This is a genomic window from Cohnella cellulosilytica (assembly GCF_042431195.1).
GTDB classification, from domain to species: domain Bacteria; phylum Bacillota; class Bacilli; order Paenibacillales; family Paenibacillaceae; genus Cohnella; species Cohnella cellulosilytica.
The window spans coordinates 118,638-137,923 of sequence record NZ_JBHMDN010000055.1; the positions used below are offsets into that span (position 1 = coordinate 118,638).

The following is a 19,286-nucleotide window of genomic DNA, read 5'->3' on the forward strand; positions in this document are numbered from 1 at the left end:
TGATTTCTGGACGGAGGAAAGTCTTAAAATGATTTTCGCTAGTTTTCTATTCTTTTCATTTCTTGAATATATTGCCTTTATTTACTTTATGCTTGTTTTATTTCGCTTTGACATAAAAGAGAATTTATTAAAGTTTGCGGTGTTCTCTGTTGTACTCAGTTTCGTCTCTAATACTTTGCAAACCGAATCATTAAGGGCTATTTCTCCAGTTGTACAGGCGGGTCTCATGATATTGTTTGTCGCATTTTTTCTCAGAGTTCATTTCTTCAATTCTTCCATCATGGTAATTACCGGATATGTAATTAATTTCATTGTTCAATGGACAATCTCTGGATTGACTCTTCATTTCTCGGGTTTGGAAGAGATCGATCCATATACTGCCAATGCTTATATCATGCAAGCCTCTTCGGCGTTTATTATGTTTATTCTAGGAGTATTTACTCATCGACAAAACGGAGGATTTAGTTTTATTTCTCAGAGCAGCAGATTAGTACGCAGTAAAATATTTGTAAAATCAAATCGCTTGTTTATTCTTTTTCTATCGCTTTCGGTTGTAGTGATATTCTTTGCAACGATTTTATTTGTCTTTTCCAAGAATCCTCCATATTTGCTGGTTTCTATCATTTTAATCCTATCATTAATTGCTTTGATATTCATATCTATTAAGAGAGATGGGACCAACCATGGTTGAAACGTGGGCTCTTAGGATTGCTGAGGCCATTAAGAGGGCTGAACCGGAACGTACTGCAAGCGTAGCCGTATTAAAGTTTTCTTTAGAAGCCATTATAAATGCAGCAATTACAATTTCAGTGATCGGAATCATTGGTCTGGTAACAAACTCTTTCTGGCAAACAATGATGGCAGTCGGCGCCTTCGCGGTATTAAGATTTTTTTCGGGGGGACTACATTTACGAGAAGCATTGCACTGTTCGTTGTTATCCATTACATTAATATCAATAGCACCGCATTTAATACTTTCGGATCCGTTTATTTTTCTTGTTAATATAATAAGCTTGCTGCTGATCGTTATCTTTGCTCCTTCTAATATTGAGGGGCACGCAAGAATTCCCAAAAAGTATTTTCCTATTTTGAAATTAATCTCTGCTTTGATTATTGCGAGTAATTTTTTGATAAATAGTTCCACTGTTGCATTGGTTTTTCTCTTTCAAGCCGCTTCAACGGTAAAACTTAAGAAGGAGGTGATCAAATGAAACGTAAAGTGGCAATTGGGGTCTCAAAAATTCTTGTTCTTGTTGCAGTCGCATTTGTGAGTACGGCATCTTGGATACTTTATCACCGTCCGGAAATCCCGGAAGAATTGAAGAGCGGCAATTGAGTTTAAGTAGAAGCTTGAAAGGGGAGGATTTCATGTCTAACCAAATCCACTTGCTAGATCGCGATGGGAATCCATGCGTTGTTAATGTCGAGGATTTGATTGCGATCAAGCCTACGTCGGATGGTCCTGAGTTCTATACGAAGGATAACATGTATTTCTATCCCACCACGCTTGAAGAACTGCTCATCCTGTTTAAAGATCTGGGCTTTGAGCGTCTGGATCGAACGAACATTGTGAACATGAACCATGTAAAGGCTTTTGATCCAAAGGCTCGGAAGGTTTACTTTGAGCAGCCGTGGACCAGTGACAGCAAGTTTGCTACCGTTTCGGAAGCGAATGTGAACAAGGTGCAGCATCTGGCTAAAGAAGAGGGTACCAGTTATCAGACAAAGTCTATCTTAAGGCCGTCGTTGTTCTGGAAAAAGTGAACTGCATAACAGCCGCAAGGAAACAGAAGCCAAACCGCCGAGGTTTGGTTTTCTTCGTGTTGATCGACTGAAGCGGGAATGAGGAATGCGCTGGGCCTTGGAAGCGAGGAATCGAGCGAGGCCGCAGGAGTTTGGGTTTTTCGCTCATAGGCGGTTCCTATTGTGTATATAAAAACTATATATTTCTCCAATCAACGGAGGAGTGATATAACTGGTGTAACGAAAAGGAGTGTGAAGCCGAATGACGGAAGCAAAGCAAAAGATTCATTGGCAGGCGGAAGATTACGATGAGGCGATGAGCTTCGTGTCGAGGTACGGACAGGATTTAATCGAATGGCTGAAGCCGGTTAAAGGGGAGACGGTAGTCGATTTCGGATGCGGAACGGGAGATTTGGCGGCGGCAATCGCGAGGCAGGGGGCGAGCGTATACGGACTCGATATTTCCCCGGAAATGGTCGAAAGAGCTCGAAAGAAATATCCGGACCTGGAATTCCGCTGCGTAGACGGCACGGGCTGGCGCGCGGATTTTGAGTACGACGCCGTCTTCAGCAATGCGGCGCTGCATTGGATGACGGAGCCCGAAGCGGCCGTGCGCAGCTTCTTGTCCGGTCTTAAGCCGGGAGGACGATTGGTTGCGGAGTTCGGTGGAAAAGGAAACGTGCAGCGGATCGTATCGGCGACACGCAGGACGCTGCAAGAGGCGGGAGCGGAGGATCGGTTCGCGATGCCTTGGTATTTTCCCACCATCGGGGAGTATGCTGCTCTGTTGGAGAAGCACGGGATGGAGGTGCGGACGGGGCTTCTGCTGGATCGGCCGACCAAGCTTGAGAACGGGGAAGCCGGAATGCGCGAGTGGCTTGAGATGTTCGGTACGGCGCTGTTTCCGACCGGAGAAGCCGACGAGACGAAGCAATGGATCGCCGATACGGCGGAGAGATTAAAGGACGAGCTGTACGACGGCGTCCAGTGGACGGCGGACTATCGGAGAATACGTATCTTTGCGGTCAAAATTTGATCGATAAACCTCAAATTCCGCTATTGACTAGAATCGGGTTCTCCGGCAGAATGGGGAGATTGAATCCATCTTTTCCGGGGAAGGTATAGACCTCATGAAGCTGCTTAAAAGCTGGTACGGCATTCTCGTGCTGGCGCTCCCATCTTTATTTGCATTTGCCACGCAGACGTTAACCGGTACGATTAACTTGATACTGGTCGGCGATCTCGGCTTTGTGGTCATTGCCGTTGTCGGGGTTTCCAATATTATTATGTATAACGTGTTCGCGATCTTCTCGGGGATCGGACATTCGATTAATTACCTTGTCGCCCAGAATGTCGGCGCGGGAGAAATGCGCAAAGGCATGCAGCGCATGTATTTGGCCTTGGTCGTGAGCCTTGGCGTGGCCTTGTTTATCGCTCTTGCCGGTTGGGTGGGCAGCGGGGCGGTGCTGAAGCTGACCGGCGGTTCGGCCGAGCTTGTCGCCACCGGGGGGGAATACCTGGAGCTGCGCTTCTACGCGATGGCGTTCGGCATTATCAGCTTCGTGTTTCATGGTTTTTTCAGAGGTGTCGGAGATACTCGGACCTCGATGATCGTGTCCATCGCGGCGAACGTGCTGATGGTCGGTCTGACCTACGGCCTGACCTACGGACACTGGGGTTTGCCGGATATGGGGATTATCGGAGCTGGATATGCGCTGCTTATCGGCGAGGCGGTTCAACTGCTTATCTGCTTGATCGTGTTCTGGGGACCGATGCATAAGCGTTACCAGACGAGGAAGCTGCAAAATCCGGATTGGAAAGAGCTGAGGCTGATCTCCCAGGAGAGCGGCAAGCTGGGCCTGCAGGAATTCTCGATGAGCGTGTCCATGTACATTTTCACCATGTTCGTTCTGACGCTCGGGGATATGGCGGCTGCGGCCAACGAAGTGGCGCTTAGCGTCATGTCCTTCGGCTTTATGCCCGCGTTCGCTTTCGGTTCGACGGCGACGATACTCGTCGGTCAAGGCATCGGGGAACGAAGGCCGGACAGGGCGAAGAAGGCGGGGACGAATACGGCGATACTCGGGGCGATCTTCCTGCTGCTGCTCGGAACGGTCGAGCTGATCTGGGCCGTTCCAATCGCGAAGCTGTACAGCACCGATCCGGGCGTGTACGAGCTGGCCGCGCATCTGATCCAGGTGTCGGCTTACCTGCAAATTTTCGACGGCTTCTACAATTTCTACGCGGGCGGCCTGCGCGGTATCGGGGACACGACGTTCCTGATGCGAGCCTCGTTCGTGCTCAGCATTGGCATGTTTATTCCGCTCACTTATCTGTTCGTCACGGTGTTCGAATGGGGAAGCATGGGCGCGTGGCTTGCGCTGTACTCGTTCCTGGTCGCGTTAGGACTGGCGGTCATGATTCGGTATTATCGAACGGACTTCAATTCGGTGAAGCTGAAGGAAGCGCACGCGTAATCGCATTTATGAACCAAAAAAGGAGTTGCTCCGCAGCCGGGATGATCGGCCGGGGGCAGCTCCTTTTTGCTTCGCGTTATCCGTTAACGACTTCTCCGCCGTTGACGTGCAGCACTTGGCCGGCCACGTACGACGAATCCTCGCTGGCGAGGTAGACGTAAGCGGGAGCCAGCTCGTCCGGCTGACCGGCGCGCTTCATCGGCGTATCGGCGCCGAATTGCGACACCTTCTGGGCGTCGAACGTCGACGGGATGAGCGGCGTCCAGATCGGACCGGGCGCGACCGCATTTACGCGGATGCCTTGTCCGACGACGTTCTGGGAAAGCGCACGCGTGAAGGAGACGATCGCGCCTTTGGTCGCGGAATAGTCGAGCAGCGTCGGACTGCCGCGATAGGCCGTAATCGAAGCGGTGTTGATAATCGACGATCCGGACGATAAATGCGGCATGGCCGCCTGGGTCAAATAAAACATGGCGAACACGTTCGTGCGAAACGTTCTCTCGAGCTGTTCGGGAGTAATCTGCTCGATCTTGTCCTGCGGATGCTGCTCGGCGGCGTTGTTGACCAGGATGTCCAAACGGCCGAGTTCGCCGACGACCTGTTCGATCGCCTGCTTGCAGAAAGCGGCGTTGCCGATATCCCCTCTGATCAGGTGACAGCGCCGTCCCTCGGCCTCCACCTGACGCTTCGTTTCCTGGGCGTCGACGTCTTCGTTCAAATAGAGGACGGCAACGTCCGCGCCTTCTTTTGCGTAAATAATGGAAACCGCCCGCCCGATCCCGCTGTCGCCGCCGGTCACGAGCGCGACTTTGCCGGTCAGCTTGCCGGCCGGCTTATAGACGGGAGATTCGGATTCCGGTATAGGGTTCATATTTTGCTCGATGCCGGGCTGCGTATTCTGATGCTGCGGCGGGAAGGAAGCTGGACGTTGCGGCGTATCTGTCGTTGGGCTCATGGAATCGCTCCTTTGTCATGATGTCCTTATTGTAGATTTAACCAATTTCGCGAACTTTACGCACAAAGGAGCATTTCCGCTTGTTTTCTGTACGCGCGCGGAAAGAGACTGTCTCGTAAGCCGGGACAACTAAAATGATCAAAAAAGAATGGGGATATATCTCCTGTAGAGCGAAGCGCCTGCCTCATACGGTCATGAAATTACCCTGTCACGGGTTAAACAATTCCTGATTTCATGGCCGTATCAGCTGCGGAAGGAGATATATCCCCATGGAATTAAATGGATCATTTTATAGAGTTGAGCCTCTAATGTCTTACGGGAAAGCCCCTTTTGCCCAAACGAAAGGACTTGCTCGCGGAACTGTCCGGAATCCTCAAGCGCTTCGCCGGGTCGTCTTCTTGCCGTCGCAGGTGAACAGCACTTTTTTGTCGTCGCAGAACGTTTCCAGATGAACGTTTTTACCCCACAGCGCGACGAGATAGGGAAGCGTCCGTTCGACGTATTTCAGATCGAGCTCGGTGCCCTCGTACTGATGGGTGACGTACAGCTCGCCGCTGCGCTGATAATCCGCATCCGTCACCTCCAGATAAGGGAAGCCGCCGTTCACGCGGGAGAAGACGAGCTGGTCGCGGACGTTCTCCCAGCCTTTGTCGGTAATTTTCCACTCCTGCCCCTTTTTTTCGAAAATGTACAAATCCAGTTCCTCCGTCAGCTCCTTCGTCAAATAGTTGCGCAGGAAGGAGGCGTCGGAATCGAGCTCGCGCACCTCGAATATTTTCTCCCGGTCGAACCGCTTCTCGATGTCTTCGAAAATTTTAAGCCCGAGATAGTAGGGGTTAAGCGAATGCTTGGAGGGCTGGACGACCGACGAATTGAGCTTGGCGTATTCGACCGCTTCCTCGCTTGTCAGCGGCAGCTCCCGCATAATTCTCTGGTGCCAATACGAGGCCCAGCCTTCGTTCATAATTTTCGTCTCGATCTGCGGCCAGAAGTACAGCATCTCCTCGCGGATGATGCTCATAATGTCGCGCTGCCAGTCCTCGAGCACGGGGGAAAACTGCTGGATAAACCAGACGATGTCCTTCTCCGGGTTGACCGGAAAACGCTTGGGATCGTCGTCCTCCCGGCTCTCCGGATCCTGCCCGTCGGCTTCGTAGCTCTCGAGGTCCCACAAGTCGTCATAGGGAGAGGAGGGGCGGGCGGACCGTTCCTTCTTCTCGCGGCGCTGCTGCGACTCCATGTAATGCTTCCGGTCGAGGCCGTACGGCTTGCGAATGACGGGGTCGACATGCTCCTGAACCGCCATGACCGCATCGAGGAACCGTTCGACCTCCGCGGCGCCGTATTCGATCTCGTATCCGCTGATGCGCTCCGCGGCGGCGGACATGCTCTCGACCATATTGCGGTTGGAGACCGAGAAACGGGCATTATTCTTGAAGAAGTCGCAGTGGGCGAGCACGTGGGCGACGATCAGCTTGTTCTGCACCAGGGAATTGCCGTCCAGCAGAAAAGCGTAGCAGGGATTGGAGTTGATGACGAGCTCGTAAATTTTGCTGAGCCCGAGGTCGTATTGCATTTTCATCCGATTAAACGTCTTGCCGAAGCTCCAGTGGCTGAACCGCGTCGGCATCCCGTAAGCGCCGAACGTATAGATGATGTCCGCCGGACAGATCTCGTAACGCATCGGGTAGAAATCGAGACCGAATCCTTCCGCGATTTGCGTAATGTCCGCGATTGCCGTCTCCAGCTCCAGCTGTTCCTCTTCGCGCATCATATCAAGCCAAGCCCCCAGTCCTGAACAAAGATTTCACCACCCTATGTATATGTGGGAACCGGCGGGAGTGTGCTACATTTGCCGGACGGCCTGCTTGCGGTTGACGACGCCCAGCTTGCGGTAGATGTGGCGGCAGTGCTTTTTGACGGTTTCGACGGAGATCGACAGCGAATCCGCGATCGCCCGATTGGATGCGCCTGTGACTAGCAGCTGGAAAACGCGTTTTTCCTGATGCGTCAGCGCGGCGGATATCGCCGGGGCCGGTCCGGAGTCGGGCAATTCGTCTCTCGGAACGGCTTTCAGCAGGCTGTCCGCGAATTTCGCCAGCGCCGCATTTTCCTTTGCCCGGGAGCTTTTGCGGTATTGCTCCAGCAGCTCCGCCAGCGCCGCTCCTTCGTCCGCGATCATCTGAACATATCCTTGCGCCAGGGCGTGGTTCAACGCCTTGTCCAGCTTATCGAGCGCCCGTTCGACGTTGCCCTGCCTACGGCAGATAAGCGCGCCCAGCAGATGCACCTCGATCAGGTCCCGCGGATGGTTCGTCTCCTGCGCGATGTGCAGCAGCTTTTCCGCCAGCGCCAACGCATCCGCCAGCTTGCCGAGAAACAGGTAGGCGCGCAGCAAGGCGAACGCTTCGTACATTCTATCGCCGGGAATGGAAGAGACCTCCGCGAGCGGGGACGCGCGCAGCCATGCACGGACGCGGCGGACATCCTGCTCCCTTATCCGCAGCTTGACCTCGCAGGCGTCGACGACGGGCAATCTTGCCCCCAGCTCGCGCCGGACGAGCTGGGAGCGCGCTTCCCGCAGCGCCGTCCAGGCGGCCTCCTTCTCTCCTTGGCGCCATTTGAGCTGCGCCCATGCGAGATAGGCCGGCACGAACAATCCCGGATCGTTCAGATCGAGTCCCAGCGCCAATCCTTGCCGCAGATGCTCCACCGCCGGCTCCAGCCGGCCCTGCTCGTAGAGACATTCTCCCAATCCGATCCGGATGACGGCGTAGCTGGCGTCCCGGAGCCCCCAGCGCGGCAGGCAGTATTCGAACGTGGCCAGCGCCGATCTCAGCACGCCGTAATGCGCGAGTTTGCCTCGGAGCAGGGAGGCGGTATAAGGGTGAAAATAAAGCGAATGGCGATGCAGCCTACCCGGTCCGTTCAGCTGGCGCGCCGTCTGTTCCATATAGGCGATGCCCGCCTCCGTCTCCCCTTGGGAAAAATGAAGCATGGAGCGAAGCGCCGAGCAGTATCCGGCAAGAGGCTCTCCTGTGGAGGGGAGTACAGTGTTCGGAGCGTCCGCGAGAATCGCGGCAAGCCGTTCGACGGCATGCTCGGCGGCATGGATTCGGCGCGCATAAATGAGCGAATGGGCGTACAGGAAGAGCAGCGCCGGCCTGGCTTGCAGCTCATCTTCCGTAAACCGCTCGAGCAGCGGAATCATCCGGCCCTCCCGCAGCACTTCGTGCGTATAGCGAAGCAGAAGGTCGGCTGCCAGCTCCCGCTCTCCGCCGGCCAGAGCGTATTCCGCCGCGCGGATATAGCGGCCTTCCCGTTCGGCATGCTCGGTGTTGATCCGCTGCAGCGCGGTATAGACTTGCGGTTCGGCGGCTCGCAGTTCCCGCCGCAGGTAAGACGCGAACATCGGATGGAAGGCCCAGCGCCCGGGATCGTCGGGGAGCGGGAACAGAAACCAGCCTTGGCGCGCCAGCCCGGCCGGCGTCGGAGCGGCATCGACGTCGGCCGTCAGCGCTCCGGCCAGCGTGTCGTCTATCGGTCCGTCCGCCGCCGCAAGCCGGACGAGCGTCCGCGTCAGGAACGGTTGTCCGGCATCGGTCAGCAGGCTGCGGAAATAAGCCGCCGCATCCTGCTCGGCCCGGCTATGGCCAGCGGGATCGCCGCCGATGCGGCGCCGCTCGCGGACGAGCGGCAGGTAGGCGTTCGCGCCGACGAACCAGCCCTGCGTGTGCACCGCCAGCTCGGCCAGCTCCGGCCTGGAGAGGCGGGCGGCGCATTGGCTGTGAACGTAGGCCGCCAACTCCGCATCGGTCAGCGCCAGCTCCTCGGCCGGAATCAGCGCGGTTCCGCCCTCCTCCTGGCGCGGATGCGCGATGCCGGGCACCGCTCTGCCCGCCAGAACGAGGTGCGCCTGCAGCGGACCGAATCGCAGGAACAAGGTCAGGAAACGCAAAATATTGGGATGGCGAATCGTTTCGAAGCTGTCGAGAACGATCATGAACGGCGCCTCGTTTCGTTCCAGCTCGCCGATCCATTGCGCGGCGAACGCTTCGAGGTCGGCGGCCAGCCGGTCGGGCTCCGCGTTCCGCAGCCACTCCGCGCAGGCGTCCGCGCCTTCGCCGCCCGGCGGCAGCGGGCACGCCCGGACGAAGTACAGCAGAAACCGCCGCAGCTCGTTGTCGGAGGCGTCTAGCCGCAGCCAGCCGACCGGATGCGGCTGTTCGGCGGTCCACATGCGCAGCAGCGAAGTTTTGCCGTATCCGGGCGGGGCGGCAAGGACGGTCAACTTGCGCTCCCAGCTCGTCTGAAGCCGCTGGTGCAGCCGCTCCCGGCGGAACGGCCGGGCCAGCGGAGCGGGCAGGCTCCATTTCGACCGGAACAGAGGGGGGACTTGACCGGAGAGCGGGGCGAGTCGGTTCATGTCGCATCTTCCCTTTATTTGGATTTATACGGTTAAATATATCAAAACAAAGAACGCTTGGAAAGAAAGAAGGGGGTATAACGAGTTTGAAATAAATACCCCCTGGAGGGAATAGAGCGGGAGTGATTGTTGTTTTATACTAAAATATGCCAGCGTTCGACGCGAAAGATAGAATCCAGGGAAGGAACAAACGAATGATGAAAAAAATAACGCTCTCTATTCTTATAGCTATGCTCGTTCTGCAGACGCTGTCTCTGGCGGTGCGGACGGAGGAAGTCCATGCGGCGTGCGCTCCGGAGGGCGACGGCTCGCGGGATTGTCCGTATGTCGTGACCGATGCCGCCGGGCTGTCCGCCATTCGCCACGATTTGTCGGCGCATTATCGGCTGGGAGCCGATATCGATCTGGCCGGCTACGATTATGACGAAGCCGGGCCGGACACCGGCGGCTGGATGCCGATCGGCGATGCCGCGGCGCCGTTCACCGGAACGCTGGACGGCAACGGATATGCGATCCGCAGCTTGACGATCGACCGTCCGTCGATGAGCTTTGCCGGCCTTTTCGGGCAGATCGGAACGGAGAGCAGTCCCCTTGACGAAACCGGGCTGTGGAACGTTCGGCTGCTCGATGTTCGGATCAGCGGCCGCGAGACGGTCGGAAGCTTGGCGGGCAATGTGGTCAAAGCGACGATTGCCGACTCGTATGCGACCGGCAGAGTCGCGGCGTCGGGGACCGGCGCGGGCGGACTGGTCGGCACGACGCAAGGGTTGATCGTCAATTCGTATGCGGTCGTTCAGGTCAGCGGACAGACCAGGGTCGGCGGGTTGGCGGGTACGAATGCCGGAACTGTTCGAAATTCCTATGCGGCCGGCAGCGTCAGCGCCAATGACGACGAAGCCGGCGGGTTGGCGGGTTACGCCTCTCCCTCATCCATTATTAAAGATTCGTATTCGCTGGGCAATGTAAAGGGCGTTCCCGGTTTTACAGGCGGCCTGATCGGCCGGGGAGATGGCAGCAGCTCCGCTCCGGGCTCCTACTGGAATAAGGAGACCTCGGGACAAAGCGGCAGCGAAGGAGGAACCGGAAAAACGACGGAGGAGATGAAGGCGTCCGATCCCTTCGCCGACTGGGACGCTGCGGTATGGGGCTTCCGTCCGGGCGAGCTGTATCCTTATTTGCGCGCGTTCGGCATGGGAATTACCCTCGAACCGCTGGCTGCGGCGACGTACAGCCTCCATCCGGGACAGGACGCGCTGTCGGTGACGGGCAGCCTGTTCCACGAGACGGACGGAGAGCCGCTCGCCATCAAGTATGACATTCGGAACGGCTCGGACGCGACCGTCGTCAGCGCGGTGTACGGAGCGGTTGCGGACAGCGGCGGTTTGCTGCCGATCGACCGCAGATTTTCGCTTACCGGATTCGCGAACGGCAGCTATACGATCTCGGTTACGGCCCAAGACACCCGCAACACGGAAGTCGGGGCGATGCTTGCTTTCAAAGTGGATACGGCTTCACCGCCGCCGCCGTCGATCGGCTTCGCGGCCGACGGCAGCGAGGCATGGGCTTCCTCGGCGTCCACTGCGGTAACGGTAAGCGACAGCGGCGGCGGAGTGGACGCCGCAACGCTGCAGTATGCGTGGTCGACCGATACGGTCACTCCGTTCTCCGGCTGGAGTCCGTTCGCGAACGGACAGACGCTGTCGCAGAGCGGAGTCGACGGGGAATGGTATTTGCACGTTCGGGCCAAGGACGCGGCGGGCCATCCGGCGAACGCGGTATCCGGCCGCTTCCGGTTGAACACATCCTCCGCGGTTCTGGACGGCTTGACGCTCTCGGCGGGCGAGCTGGCTCCGGTCTTCGCGCCGGGCACATTCGACTATACGGCCCGCGTCGCAAGCGGCGTATCCGGCATTGCGGTTACGCCGGACGCGGCGCATGCGGCGGATACGATCGCGGTTAGCGTCAACGGCGGCGCTGGGCAGACGGTTGCGGACGGGGCAACCAGCGGCCGGCTTGCGCTTCGTACGGGAACGAATGCGATAGATGTCGTCGTGACGGCGCTGAACGGGACGCAAAACACGTATAAGGTAGCCGTATACCGGCCTTCCTCGGGCGGCGGCTCCGGTTCGCCGGGACCGGGAGCGGCCGAAACCGGAGAGACGGGCCGGAAGCCGGACATCGCGCTCGATTCGGACGGCGGCGTGCTGCTGAAGGCAGATTCGTCCATGATCGACAAGGTCGAACGGCCGGACGGCGCCTTCGCGGAGGTTGTCAGGCTCGATTCGGAGACGCTGAACGAGGCGCTTGCGCTGCTGCGGCAAGCTCCTAAACCGAAGCTGACCGTTGCGGTGAACGATTCGGAGCGGGACGTTCGCCTGTCGCTGCCGGCCGAGTGGATCGCGCGGGCGGACGCTGCCGTTCCGCAGGCCGTCGTCAACATGCGGCTAAGCGGCTCCGCCTTCGGCTTCGAGCTTGGCGCGCTGGACCTGCAAGGGCTGGCGGCCCGTCTCGGCGCGGAGCCGGGGGATTGGACGGTGAACGTGGAGATGGAACGGGCGAGCGAGACGGTCGGGGAGGAGCTTGCGCGAGCGGCGTCCGTCTACGGAGGGCGGCTGATCGGAGCGGCCGTCGAGTATCGGTTAGCCGCCGTGACGGCGGGCGGCCGCCGGGAGGCTATCGGCGATGTCGGCGGCTCGTATCCGGTTCGCGCGCTCGTGCCGGGCAATCGGCTTGCCGGCGCATGGACGGCTGTGCGCTACGATCGCGAGGCGCAGACCGTCGCTTTCGCGCCGGCCGTGCAGAGGTTGCGAGCGGACGGGAAACCGGAAGTCGTCATTAGCGCGCCGCTTGACGGCATCTATGCCGTGCTGGAAACCGGCGGCGCCGCGTTCGCCGATCTGGACGGACACTGGGCGCAGGCGGATATCGGACTTCTCTCCGCGAAGCTGATCGTCCGCGGCGTTGCTGAGCGCCGCTATGCGCCGGATGCGGAGGTAACGCGGGCGGAATTCGCCGCACTGCTCGTTCGCGCGCTGGCTTTGCCGACGGGGTTGGTCGGCGGGGATGCCGGCTTCGCGGACGTGGCGGCGGACGCGTGGTACGCCTCTGCGGTGCGCGCGGCGGCAGACGCCGGGCTCGTCGGAGGAACGGCGGCGGGCCGCTTTGCTCCGGACGAGCGGATTACCCGCGAGCAGATGGCGGTCATGCTCGTCAGGGCGCTGTCGCTGGCGGGAAGGCAGGGCGATTCGGCAAATTCGGACGGCGCCGCGAGCCGGGGACTGTCCGCCTTTCCGGACCGGGACGCGGTTGCTCCTTGGGCGGCGGCCGCAGCGGCCCGGGCGGCGAACGCGGGCCTTGTGACCGGCATGCCGGACGGCGCGTTCGCTCCGCGGGAGCGCGTCACTCGGGCGCAGGCGGCCGTGCTGCTGGCCAGGCTGCTCCGGTACGTCGGCTTCGTCGAATAACGGCGCGTTCGCGGCGGCCGACCGGTTCCGGCTCGCGGCTTGTCCGCATGCCGAGGCGGCGGCGACTGCGGCTTTAACTTTATCCCGGGCGGTGGTTGGCATGAAAGTACGTCGCACGGCTTCGACTTCGGCATCGGTATCGGCATCGGCCTCGCAAGCCTCAAAGAAGAACGCGTCTCGCACCTCCGGCGGAGGCTTCCTCCCCGGAACGGAGCAAGGCGCGGCGCAGTTGATGCAGCTTCAGCAGACGCTGGGCAATCAAGCCGTTGCCCAAATGATGAAGGCGCAGGCCGGGGCCGCATCGCCCGGGGAGCTGACGGCGCGCAAGTCCGCGGCCAACGATACCGGAATGCCCGACGATTTGAAAGCGGGCCTGGAAAACCTGTCGGGCATGGATCTGTCCGACGTGCGGGTGCATTACAATTCCGACAAGCCGGCCCGCATCAACGCCATGGCGTATACGCAGGGAAGCGACATTCATATCGCCCCCGGACAGGAGCGGCACCTGCCGCACGAGGGCTGGCATACGGTGCAGCAGAAGCAGGGCCGTGTCCGGACGACGAGGCAGGCCAAGGGGATGCCGGTCAATGACAGCGGCGATCTGGAACGGGAAGCGGACAGGATGGGAGAGCGGGCGGCCAGACCTTCGGCGGCGGCTTCCGAGGTCGCGAACGCTTCCGGGAACGGCAGCAATGCCGCGCTCGAAGAAGCGGACGGCCCGGCAAGCTCGGCCGACGCTCCGATTCAGGGCGTGTTCGTGCTGGGAAAAAGCTACAAGCCGAAATACGACGACATCCTCATATTCGTTGACGGCATGGAGCTCGAGCTCGAAAGAGACAGAAGTTATCGGGTCAAAGGCTTTGATTTTCACGGAAATGTCGTGCTCTATGAGAAATTTTCCGGCCTGGAGTTCAGAATCGAGAACGATATGGACGATCATTTCACGATCGTGGACGAGAACGAAATCCTCGATCACGTTACGAACCAAAACAACGCTCCCGATCCCGAGGTTCACAACAATGGCGGAGAAGATATGACAGTGGAGCCTTCCCAGCCCGAATTCGTCGGGCTGTCTCAGGAAACCGCCCAAACGTGGGAAAAGCAATATTATAAAAGCGGATGCTGGCTGGCAACGTTGGCGGTGATTTATAAAACGAGGCAGGAGAAGCTGGAAAAAGATTTAAACTGGAAGCAGGAGGACATGTTCGGGGTGTTGTCCGGGGAACTGCTGACCATTACCCGGACGCTTGGGCGTCCGCTGACCTATCTGCCGGGCGGGGACTTGGAGCGGGACATCGTCGTCGGCTTGCTCGCGGGCGGCATTCCGATTCTGATCGGCGTTCCGGAGCATGCGATGATTCTGTTCGCGGCGACTCCCGACGGCCAGCGAGTACGCATCTGGGACCCGGCCAACGGCAGCATTCAAGAGATCAAATACGAGACGATGATGAAGGTTTTGGAAGATGCTTATTTTCTCATGTAACCGGAACAGCGGCGATAATCGGAAGTCCGTTGCGGGATGAATCGCCAAATTTAACATTCGGCTAACATAAAACCTCCTTTTCCGTTAATCGGGAGCCTGTACAATGGGAAACATCATTTCCCAGAAGGAGTGTATCAGGTGTTCAAGCGGAGCAGGAAAGGCCTTTCCATGATGCTATCGGTATCGATACTGGCTGGAACGATGTTTACGGGAGGGACGGCTGTTCAAGCGGATCCGGTCGCGATTCCGGGAACGCCGTACGACGAGAACGGTCAATATGACGTCAACGTTCCCCACGTCGTTATCAATCAGATTTACGGGGGCGGTCTGAAGACGGCCGACGATGTGTATTTCTCCCACGGTTTTATAGAATTGTATAATCCGACGGACGCGGACGTCAGTCTGAACGGCTGGTCTCTTCAATATGCGGACAGAGGCGATAATTCGACAACGGGATCGACGCTGGCATGGGTCAAGCTGGATCTCGCGGGGGAGATCAAGGCGCATTCGTCTTATCTGGTGCTCGGGGAAAATATTGTGAAAACCCCGCTTAAGGTGCCCGCGAACATGCTGACGGATAGCGATCAAGCGTGGCCGGCGAATCATTTTATTAACAACAAGGGCATGAAGGTCGCGCTGCTGAGCAACCAGACGCTGCTAACGGCCGTTAATCCGTTCGAGGACCGGCCGGAAGGCTACGTCGATATGGTCGGTACGGGCAGCAACGACGGCGGCAGCACGATCGACGGCTACGAGACGGACTATCCGACCGGTTCGGATGAAGGAACGTCGAAGAAAAAGTCGATCCGCCGCGTCCATTTTATCGATACGGACAACAACAAGCAGGATTTCGTGCAGGTGGATTACGAGGCGTTGGCCTCCTCCGACCCGGCGCTGCTTGCGGCATCCATGCCAAGAAGCTCGGCCGACGGAGCCTGGTACGTGCCGCTTGGTCTCAGAGATACGGCGCTTCCGGCAGCGACGGCCGGACAGTCGTATACGTACTCCGTTACCGGAACGGTCTACGGGGGGCAATCTCCGTACATTTTTAACGTAACGGGACTGCCGGGCGGACTGGCCTATGCCGACGGCAAAATTACCGGCGTGCCGACGGCGGCCGGAACGTCCACCGTCGGCGTGACGGTTACGGACAGCGCGTCCGCTTCCGTCTCCGGCTCCTACAGCCTGACTGTCGGCGCGGCCAACGACAACCTGCAGATCGTCACGTCGGCGCTGCCGAGCGCAACGATCGGGGAATCGTATTCCGCGACCATCGAGACGACGGGAGGCAGCGCACCGCTCGCGTTCTCTGCGACGGGACTGCCGGACGGCCTGTCCATCGATCCGGCCGCGGGCGTCATCTCCGGCACGATTGACGGAACTCCGGCGCATACGGCGCTCGTGACGATTACCGTTACGGACAACGCCTCCTTTTTCCGCAATATCGTCCTGCCTCTGAACGTTCTGCCGGCTGCCCGGTCCTACGAGGAGAAGCTGCACGTCAGCAAGCTCGCTTCCTACGCGGTCGGGACGACGAACGAGGACGGCGGCGTGGCGGAGATCGTCAAATATAACAAGGACAACGGCAAGTTTTATCTCGTCAACGGCTCGGCCAATCCTCCGACGCTCGATATCGTAACTCTGTCGACAAGCGGGCAATTGACGAAGGACAAGAGCGTGAACGTGGAGGAGCTGTCCGAGAGAACCGCCGGCTTCGTCTACGGCGACCTGACGAGCGTAGACATCAACACGGCTACGAAGCGTATTTTCGCCTCCGTACAGGAAGCCGATTATGCGAAACCGGGCAAAATTCTGATGCTGGATTACGAGGGCAATCTTCTGAACACCTACGATGCCGGCATTCAGCCGGACATGATCAAGTCGACCCCCGACGGCAAGTACGTGCTGACCGCGGACGAAGGCGAGCCGCGCGAAGGCAACGGCGAGAATGCCGTCGATCCGGAAGGCTCGGTCACGATCGTCGATACGGCGACAGGCGAATCCGTACGCGTGAGATTCGACAATCCCGCCGTGATCGCCGACGATGTCATCATTCGCAGTTGGAACGTGGACAGCGACGGACAGATCGTCTCCGCCGGCACGAAAGCGGACGCGGTGCGCGACTTCGAACCGGAATATATCGCGCTGTCCGGAGACGCCAAGAAGGCGTACGTCACCTTGCAGGAAAATAACGCCATCGCGACGATCGACATCGCCGCCAAGACGGTGCTGTCGGTCAAGTCGCTCGGCTACAAGGACTTGAACGATCCGAACAACGTGCTGGATCTGCTCAAGGACGGCCAGATCAAGCTGGAGAACGTGCCTTTTAAAGGGGTATACATGCCGGACGGCATGGCCGCGCACGAGATTGGCGGCAAAACGTACCTGTTCACGGCCAACGAAGGGGATGCGACGGAATGGCCGGTAGAGGAGCCGTATACGAGAAACGGCTTGACCAAGATCAAATCGATCAAAGACAAGCTGTCGGACGGCTCGGCAGCCGCCGTCTTCCTTCAGGACAAGGGCACGACGTACGACGGAGTCGAAGTGCTGAGCTACATGGGCTACGACGACGTGTATTTGCTCGGCGGCCGCTCCTTCTCGATCTGGGAAGCGGACACGATCAAGCAGGTGTACGACAGCGGCAGCGATTTTGAGCGCATTACGTCTTCCGGTCCCTACGCGCCTTATTTTAATGCGGGTCACGTCAATCTGGATCTGGACAGCCGCAGCTCGAAGAAAGGACCGGAGCCGGAAGACATCAAGACCGGCCAGGTCGGGAGCAGAACGCTGGCCTTCATCGGCCTTGAGCGCATCGGCGGGATTATGACTTACGACGTTACCGATCCTGAAAATGCCTTCTTCGCGAACTATACGAACACGAGAAATTTCGGCGCGTCGAACAAGTCGGAGATTCTGGCGACCGATACGGGGCCGGAAGGCATCGAATTCATTCCTGCCGCCGACAGTCCGACCGGATTGCCGCTCTTGCTGGTGGCGTTCGAAGTGAGCGGAACGGTGGCCCTCTATCAGCTGGACGTGTCCAAGGTCGTATTGGACAAGCAATCGGTAGCGCTGAAAACCGGCGGATCGTCGACCAAGCTCAACGCGACGGTTACTCCGGCGGCAGGCGCCGCGGCGACGGTCACGTGGGCTTCCTCCAAACCTTCCGTCGCCACGGTTGACGCAAGCGGCAACGTAACCCCGCGCGCCGCGGGCACGACGGTTATTACGGCGCTGAGCGACGACGGGTTTGCGGAAGCCAAGGCAACCGTTACCGTAACGGCAAGCTCCTCGAATCCGGGCTCGGGTTCGAATCCGGGTTCGGGCTCGGAGACGGGCGACAGCGGCGGAACGGGCGGATCGGGAGGGACGACTCCTCCGGCTTCGACAGAAGAGCCGCAGTCCGGCCAGCCTCCGGTAAGCACGGGGAACACGACGAAGGCCGCTGTCGAGGCGAAGGCGCAGACGAACGCCTCCGGCGCGGCGGAAGCGGTGTTCTCGCTCGAAGCGATTGCCGCATCCCTGGAAAGCTTGCGGAAGGCGGAAGCCGGCCAAACCTCCGAGCTGCAGCTTAAAGCCTCGGATGTCGGTCAAGCGGCGGAAGCGGTCGTTCGCGTCCCCGCGGAGGCTTGGAGTCAAGTGAACGGAAGCGGAGTTGCGGTCGTTACGGTCGACGCGGGGATCGGCTCCGTCAGCTTCGGCCGGGCGGCGATCTCCTCCCTCTCGGAAGCGGGCGGGGAAGTCGCGGTATCGGTCAAGAAGATGAGCGTCGAAGAGGCGGCCGCCCAAGCGCCTCAAGCTTCCCGGGCCGTTATCGCCGCCACGCTGGCGGGCAAGCCGGTCTACGATCTCCTGGTTACGGCGGGAGGCCAGAGCGTCTCCGGCTTCGGGGGCGGTTCGGTTCAAGTCGTCGTACCGTACGCGCCGGCTGCCGGCGAGGATATCCACGCCGTCGTTATCTATTATATTGCGGATTCGGGCGAGCTTGCGGTCGTACCGAACAGCGTGTACGATCCGGAGACGGGTACGGTCAAATTCAGCGTCACCCATTTCTCCAATTATGCCGTAGGCTATCGCAAAGTAAGCTTCGCCGATACGGCGTCGAACTTCGCGGCCGACCAGATCACTTACCTGGCGGCGAGAAACGTCCTGACGGGCGTCGGCGACAACAAGTTCTCGCCGGCCGCCAAGCTGACGAGAGGCGATCTGGCGGTCATTCTCGCGAGAATGGCCGGAGCGGATATTAGCGGCGCGTCTTCCTCCGGCTTTATCGACGTGGAATCCGGCGCCTATTACGCCAAGGCGATCGCATGGGCCGCGGATGCGGGAATCGCGGGCGGAGTCGGTCAAGGCTTGTACAAGCCCAAGGACTACGTGACCCGCGAGCAGTTGGTCGCCTTGATTGCCCGTTACGCGGAGCATATGAACTACGCGCTGCCGAAAACAACCGCGGCAATCACGTTTGCGGACCAGACGCAGGTGTCCAGCTTCGCCGCCGGAGCGCTTCGCTCGGTGCAGCAGGCGGGGCTGATCAACGGCAAGCCTTCCGCCAGCGGAGCCGGCAGCCTGTTCGCTCCGAAGGATCACGCCACGCGCGCGGAGACGGCCAAAATATTGGCGCAGTTGATGCAGTCCATGCTGAAATAGATTTTCCATAGCCCGGATGCCGCCCACTCTCCTGACGGAGGTGCGCGGCGTTTTTTCGTTTCGACGGCGTAGAGGTTGCGTTTGCCCC

The 19,286-nt window shown here is 58.8% G+C and carries 12 protein-coding genes; 9 read left to right on the top strand and 3 right to left on the bottom strand.

Annotated features, from left to right (window positions below):
- Nucleotides 1-28 precede the first annotated feature (28 nt).
- The 6 genes from ACFFT4_RS28780 to ACFFT4_RS28805 all read left to right on the top strand — a co-directional run bounded on the left by ACFFT4_RS28780 (nt 29) and on the right by ACFFT4_RS28805 (nt 4,220).
- Nucleotides 29-691 (top strand): hypothetical protein, encoded by a 663-nt coding sequence (locus ACFFT4_RS28780; protein ID WP_378052561.1) that lies wholly within the window; start codon nt 29-31, stop codon nt 689-691.
- Nucleotides 684-1,211 carry an accessory gene regulator ArgB-like protein gene (locus ACFFT4_RS28785; protein WP_378052562.1) on the top strand — a complete coding sequence of 176 codons (528 nt, stop codon included), beginning with the start codon at nt 684-686 and terminating at the stop codon, nt 1,209-1,211. The genes ACFFT4_RS28780 and ACFFT4_RS28785 overlap by 8 nt, the downstream gene beginning before the upstream one ends.
- Nucleotides 1,208-1,336: a cyclic lactone autoinducer peptide gene (locus ACFFT4_RS28790; protein WP_378052563.1), complete on the top strand. Its 129-nt coding sequence runs from the start codon at nt 1,208-1,210 to the stop codon at nt 1,334-1,336. Before ACFFT4_RS28785 ends, ACFFT4_RS28790 begins: the two co-directional genes overlap by 4 nt.
- A 32-nt stretch (nt 1,337-1,368) precedes the next feature.
- Nucleotides 1,369-1,764 carry a LytTR family transcriptional regulator DNA-binding domain-containing protein gene (locus tag ACFFT4_RS28795; protein WP_378052565.1) on the top strand — a complete coding sequence of 132 codons (396 nt, stop codon included), beginning with the start codon at nt 1,369-1,371 and terminating at the stop codon, nt 1,762-1,764.
- A gap of 241 nt (nt 1,765-2,005) precedes the next feature.
- A complete protein-coding gene (locus ACFFT4_RS28800; protein WP_378052566.1) occupies nt 2,006-2,779 on the top strand; it encodes a class I SAM-dependent methyltransferase in 774 nt (257 codons plus the stop codon).
- Nucleotides 2,780-2,873: 94 nt separating this feature from the next.
- Nucleotides 2,874-4,220 (top strand): MATE family efflux transporter, encoded by a 1,347-nt coding sequence (locus ACFFT4_RS28805; protein ID WP_378052568.1) that lies wholly within the window; start codon nt 2,874-2,876, stop codon nt 4,218-4,220.
- A gap of 76 nt (nt 4,221-4,296) precedes the next feature.
- Here ACFFT4_RS28805 and ACFFT4_RS28810 read toward each other — a convergent pair whose 3' ends face one another.
- From ACFFT4_RS28810 to ACFFT4_RS28820, 3 genes are all read right to left on the bottom strand, one after another.
- On the bottom strand, nt 4,297-5,175 hold the full coding sequence (locus tag ACFFT4_RS28810; protein ID WP_378052569.1) for an SDR family oxidoreductase: 879 nt from the start codon (nt 5,173-5,175) through the stop codon (nt 4,297-4,299).
- 373 nt (nt 5,176-5,548) lie between these two features.
- Entirely contained in the window at nt 5,549-6,946 is a 1,398-nt protein-coding gene (locus tag ACFFT4_RS28815) for a SpoVR family protein (RefSeq protein WP_378052824.1), read from the bottom strand.
- Nucleotides 6,947-7,021: 75 nt separating this feature from the next.
- A complete protein-coding gene (locus ACFFT4_RS28820; protein ID WP_378052570.1) occupies nt 7,022-9,601 on the bottom strand; it encodes a LuxR C-terminal-related transcriptional regulator in 2,580 nt (859 codons plus the stop codon).
- Nucleotides 9,602-9,795: 194 nt separating this feature from the next.
- Between ACFFT4_RS28820 and ACFFT4_RS28825 the strand changes: the two genes are divergently transcribed.
- From ACFFT4_RS28825 to ACFFT4_RS28835, 3 genes are all read left to right on the top strand, one after another.
- Nucleotides 9,796-13,065: an S-layer homology domain-containing protein gene (locus ACFFT4_RS28825; protein ID WP_378052571.1), complete on the top strand. Its 3,270-nt coding sequence runs from the start codon at nt 9,796-9,798 to the stop codon at nt 13,063-13,065.
- A gap of 100 nt (nt 13,066-13,165) precedes the next feature.
- The gene (locus ACFFT4_RS28830; RefSeq protein WP_378052572.1) at nt 13,166-14,548 is read left to right on the top strand and encodes an eCIS core domain-containing protein; all 1,383 of its coding nucleotides are present in this window, start codon (nt 13,166-13,168) and stop codon (nt 14,546-14,548) included.
- A gap of 168 nt (nt 14,549-14,716) precedes the next feature.
- On the top strand, nt 14,717-19,198 hold the full coding sequence (locus tag ACFFT4_RS28835) for a choice-of-anchor I family protein (protein ID WP_378052573.1): 4,482 nt from the start codon (nt 14,717-14,719) through the stop codon (nt 19,196-19,198).
- Nucleotides 19,199-19,286: the final 88 nt, after the last annotated feature.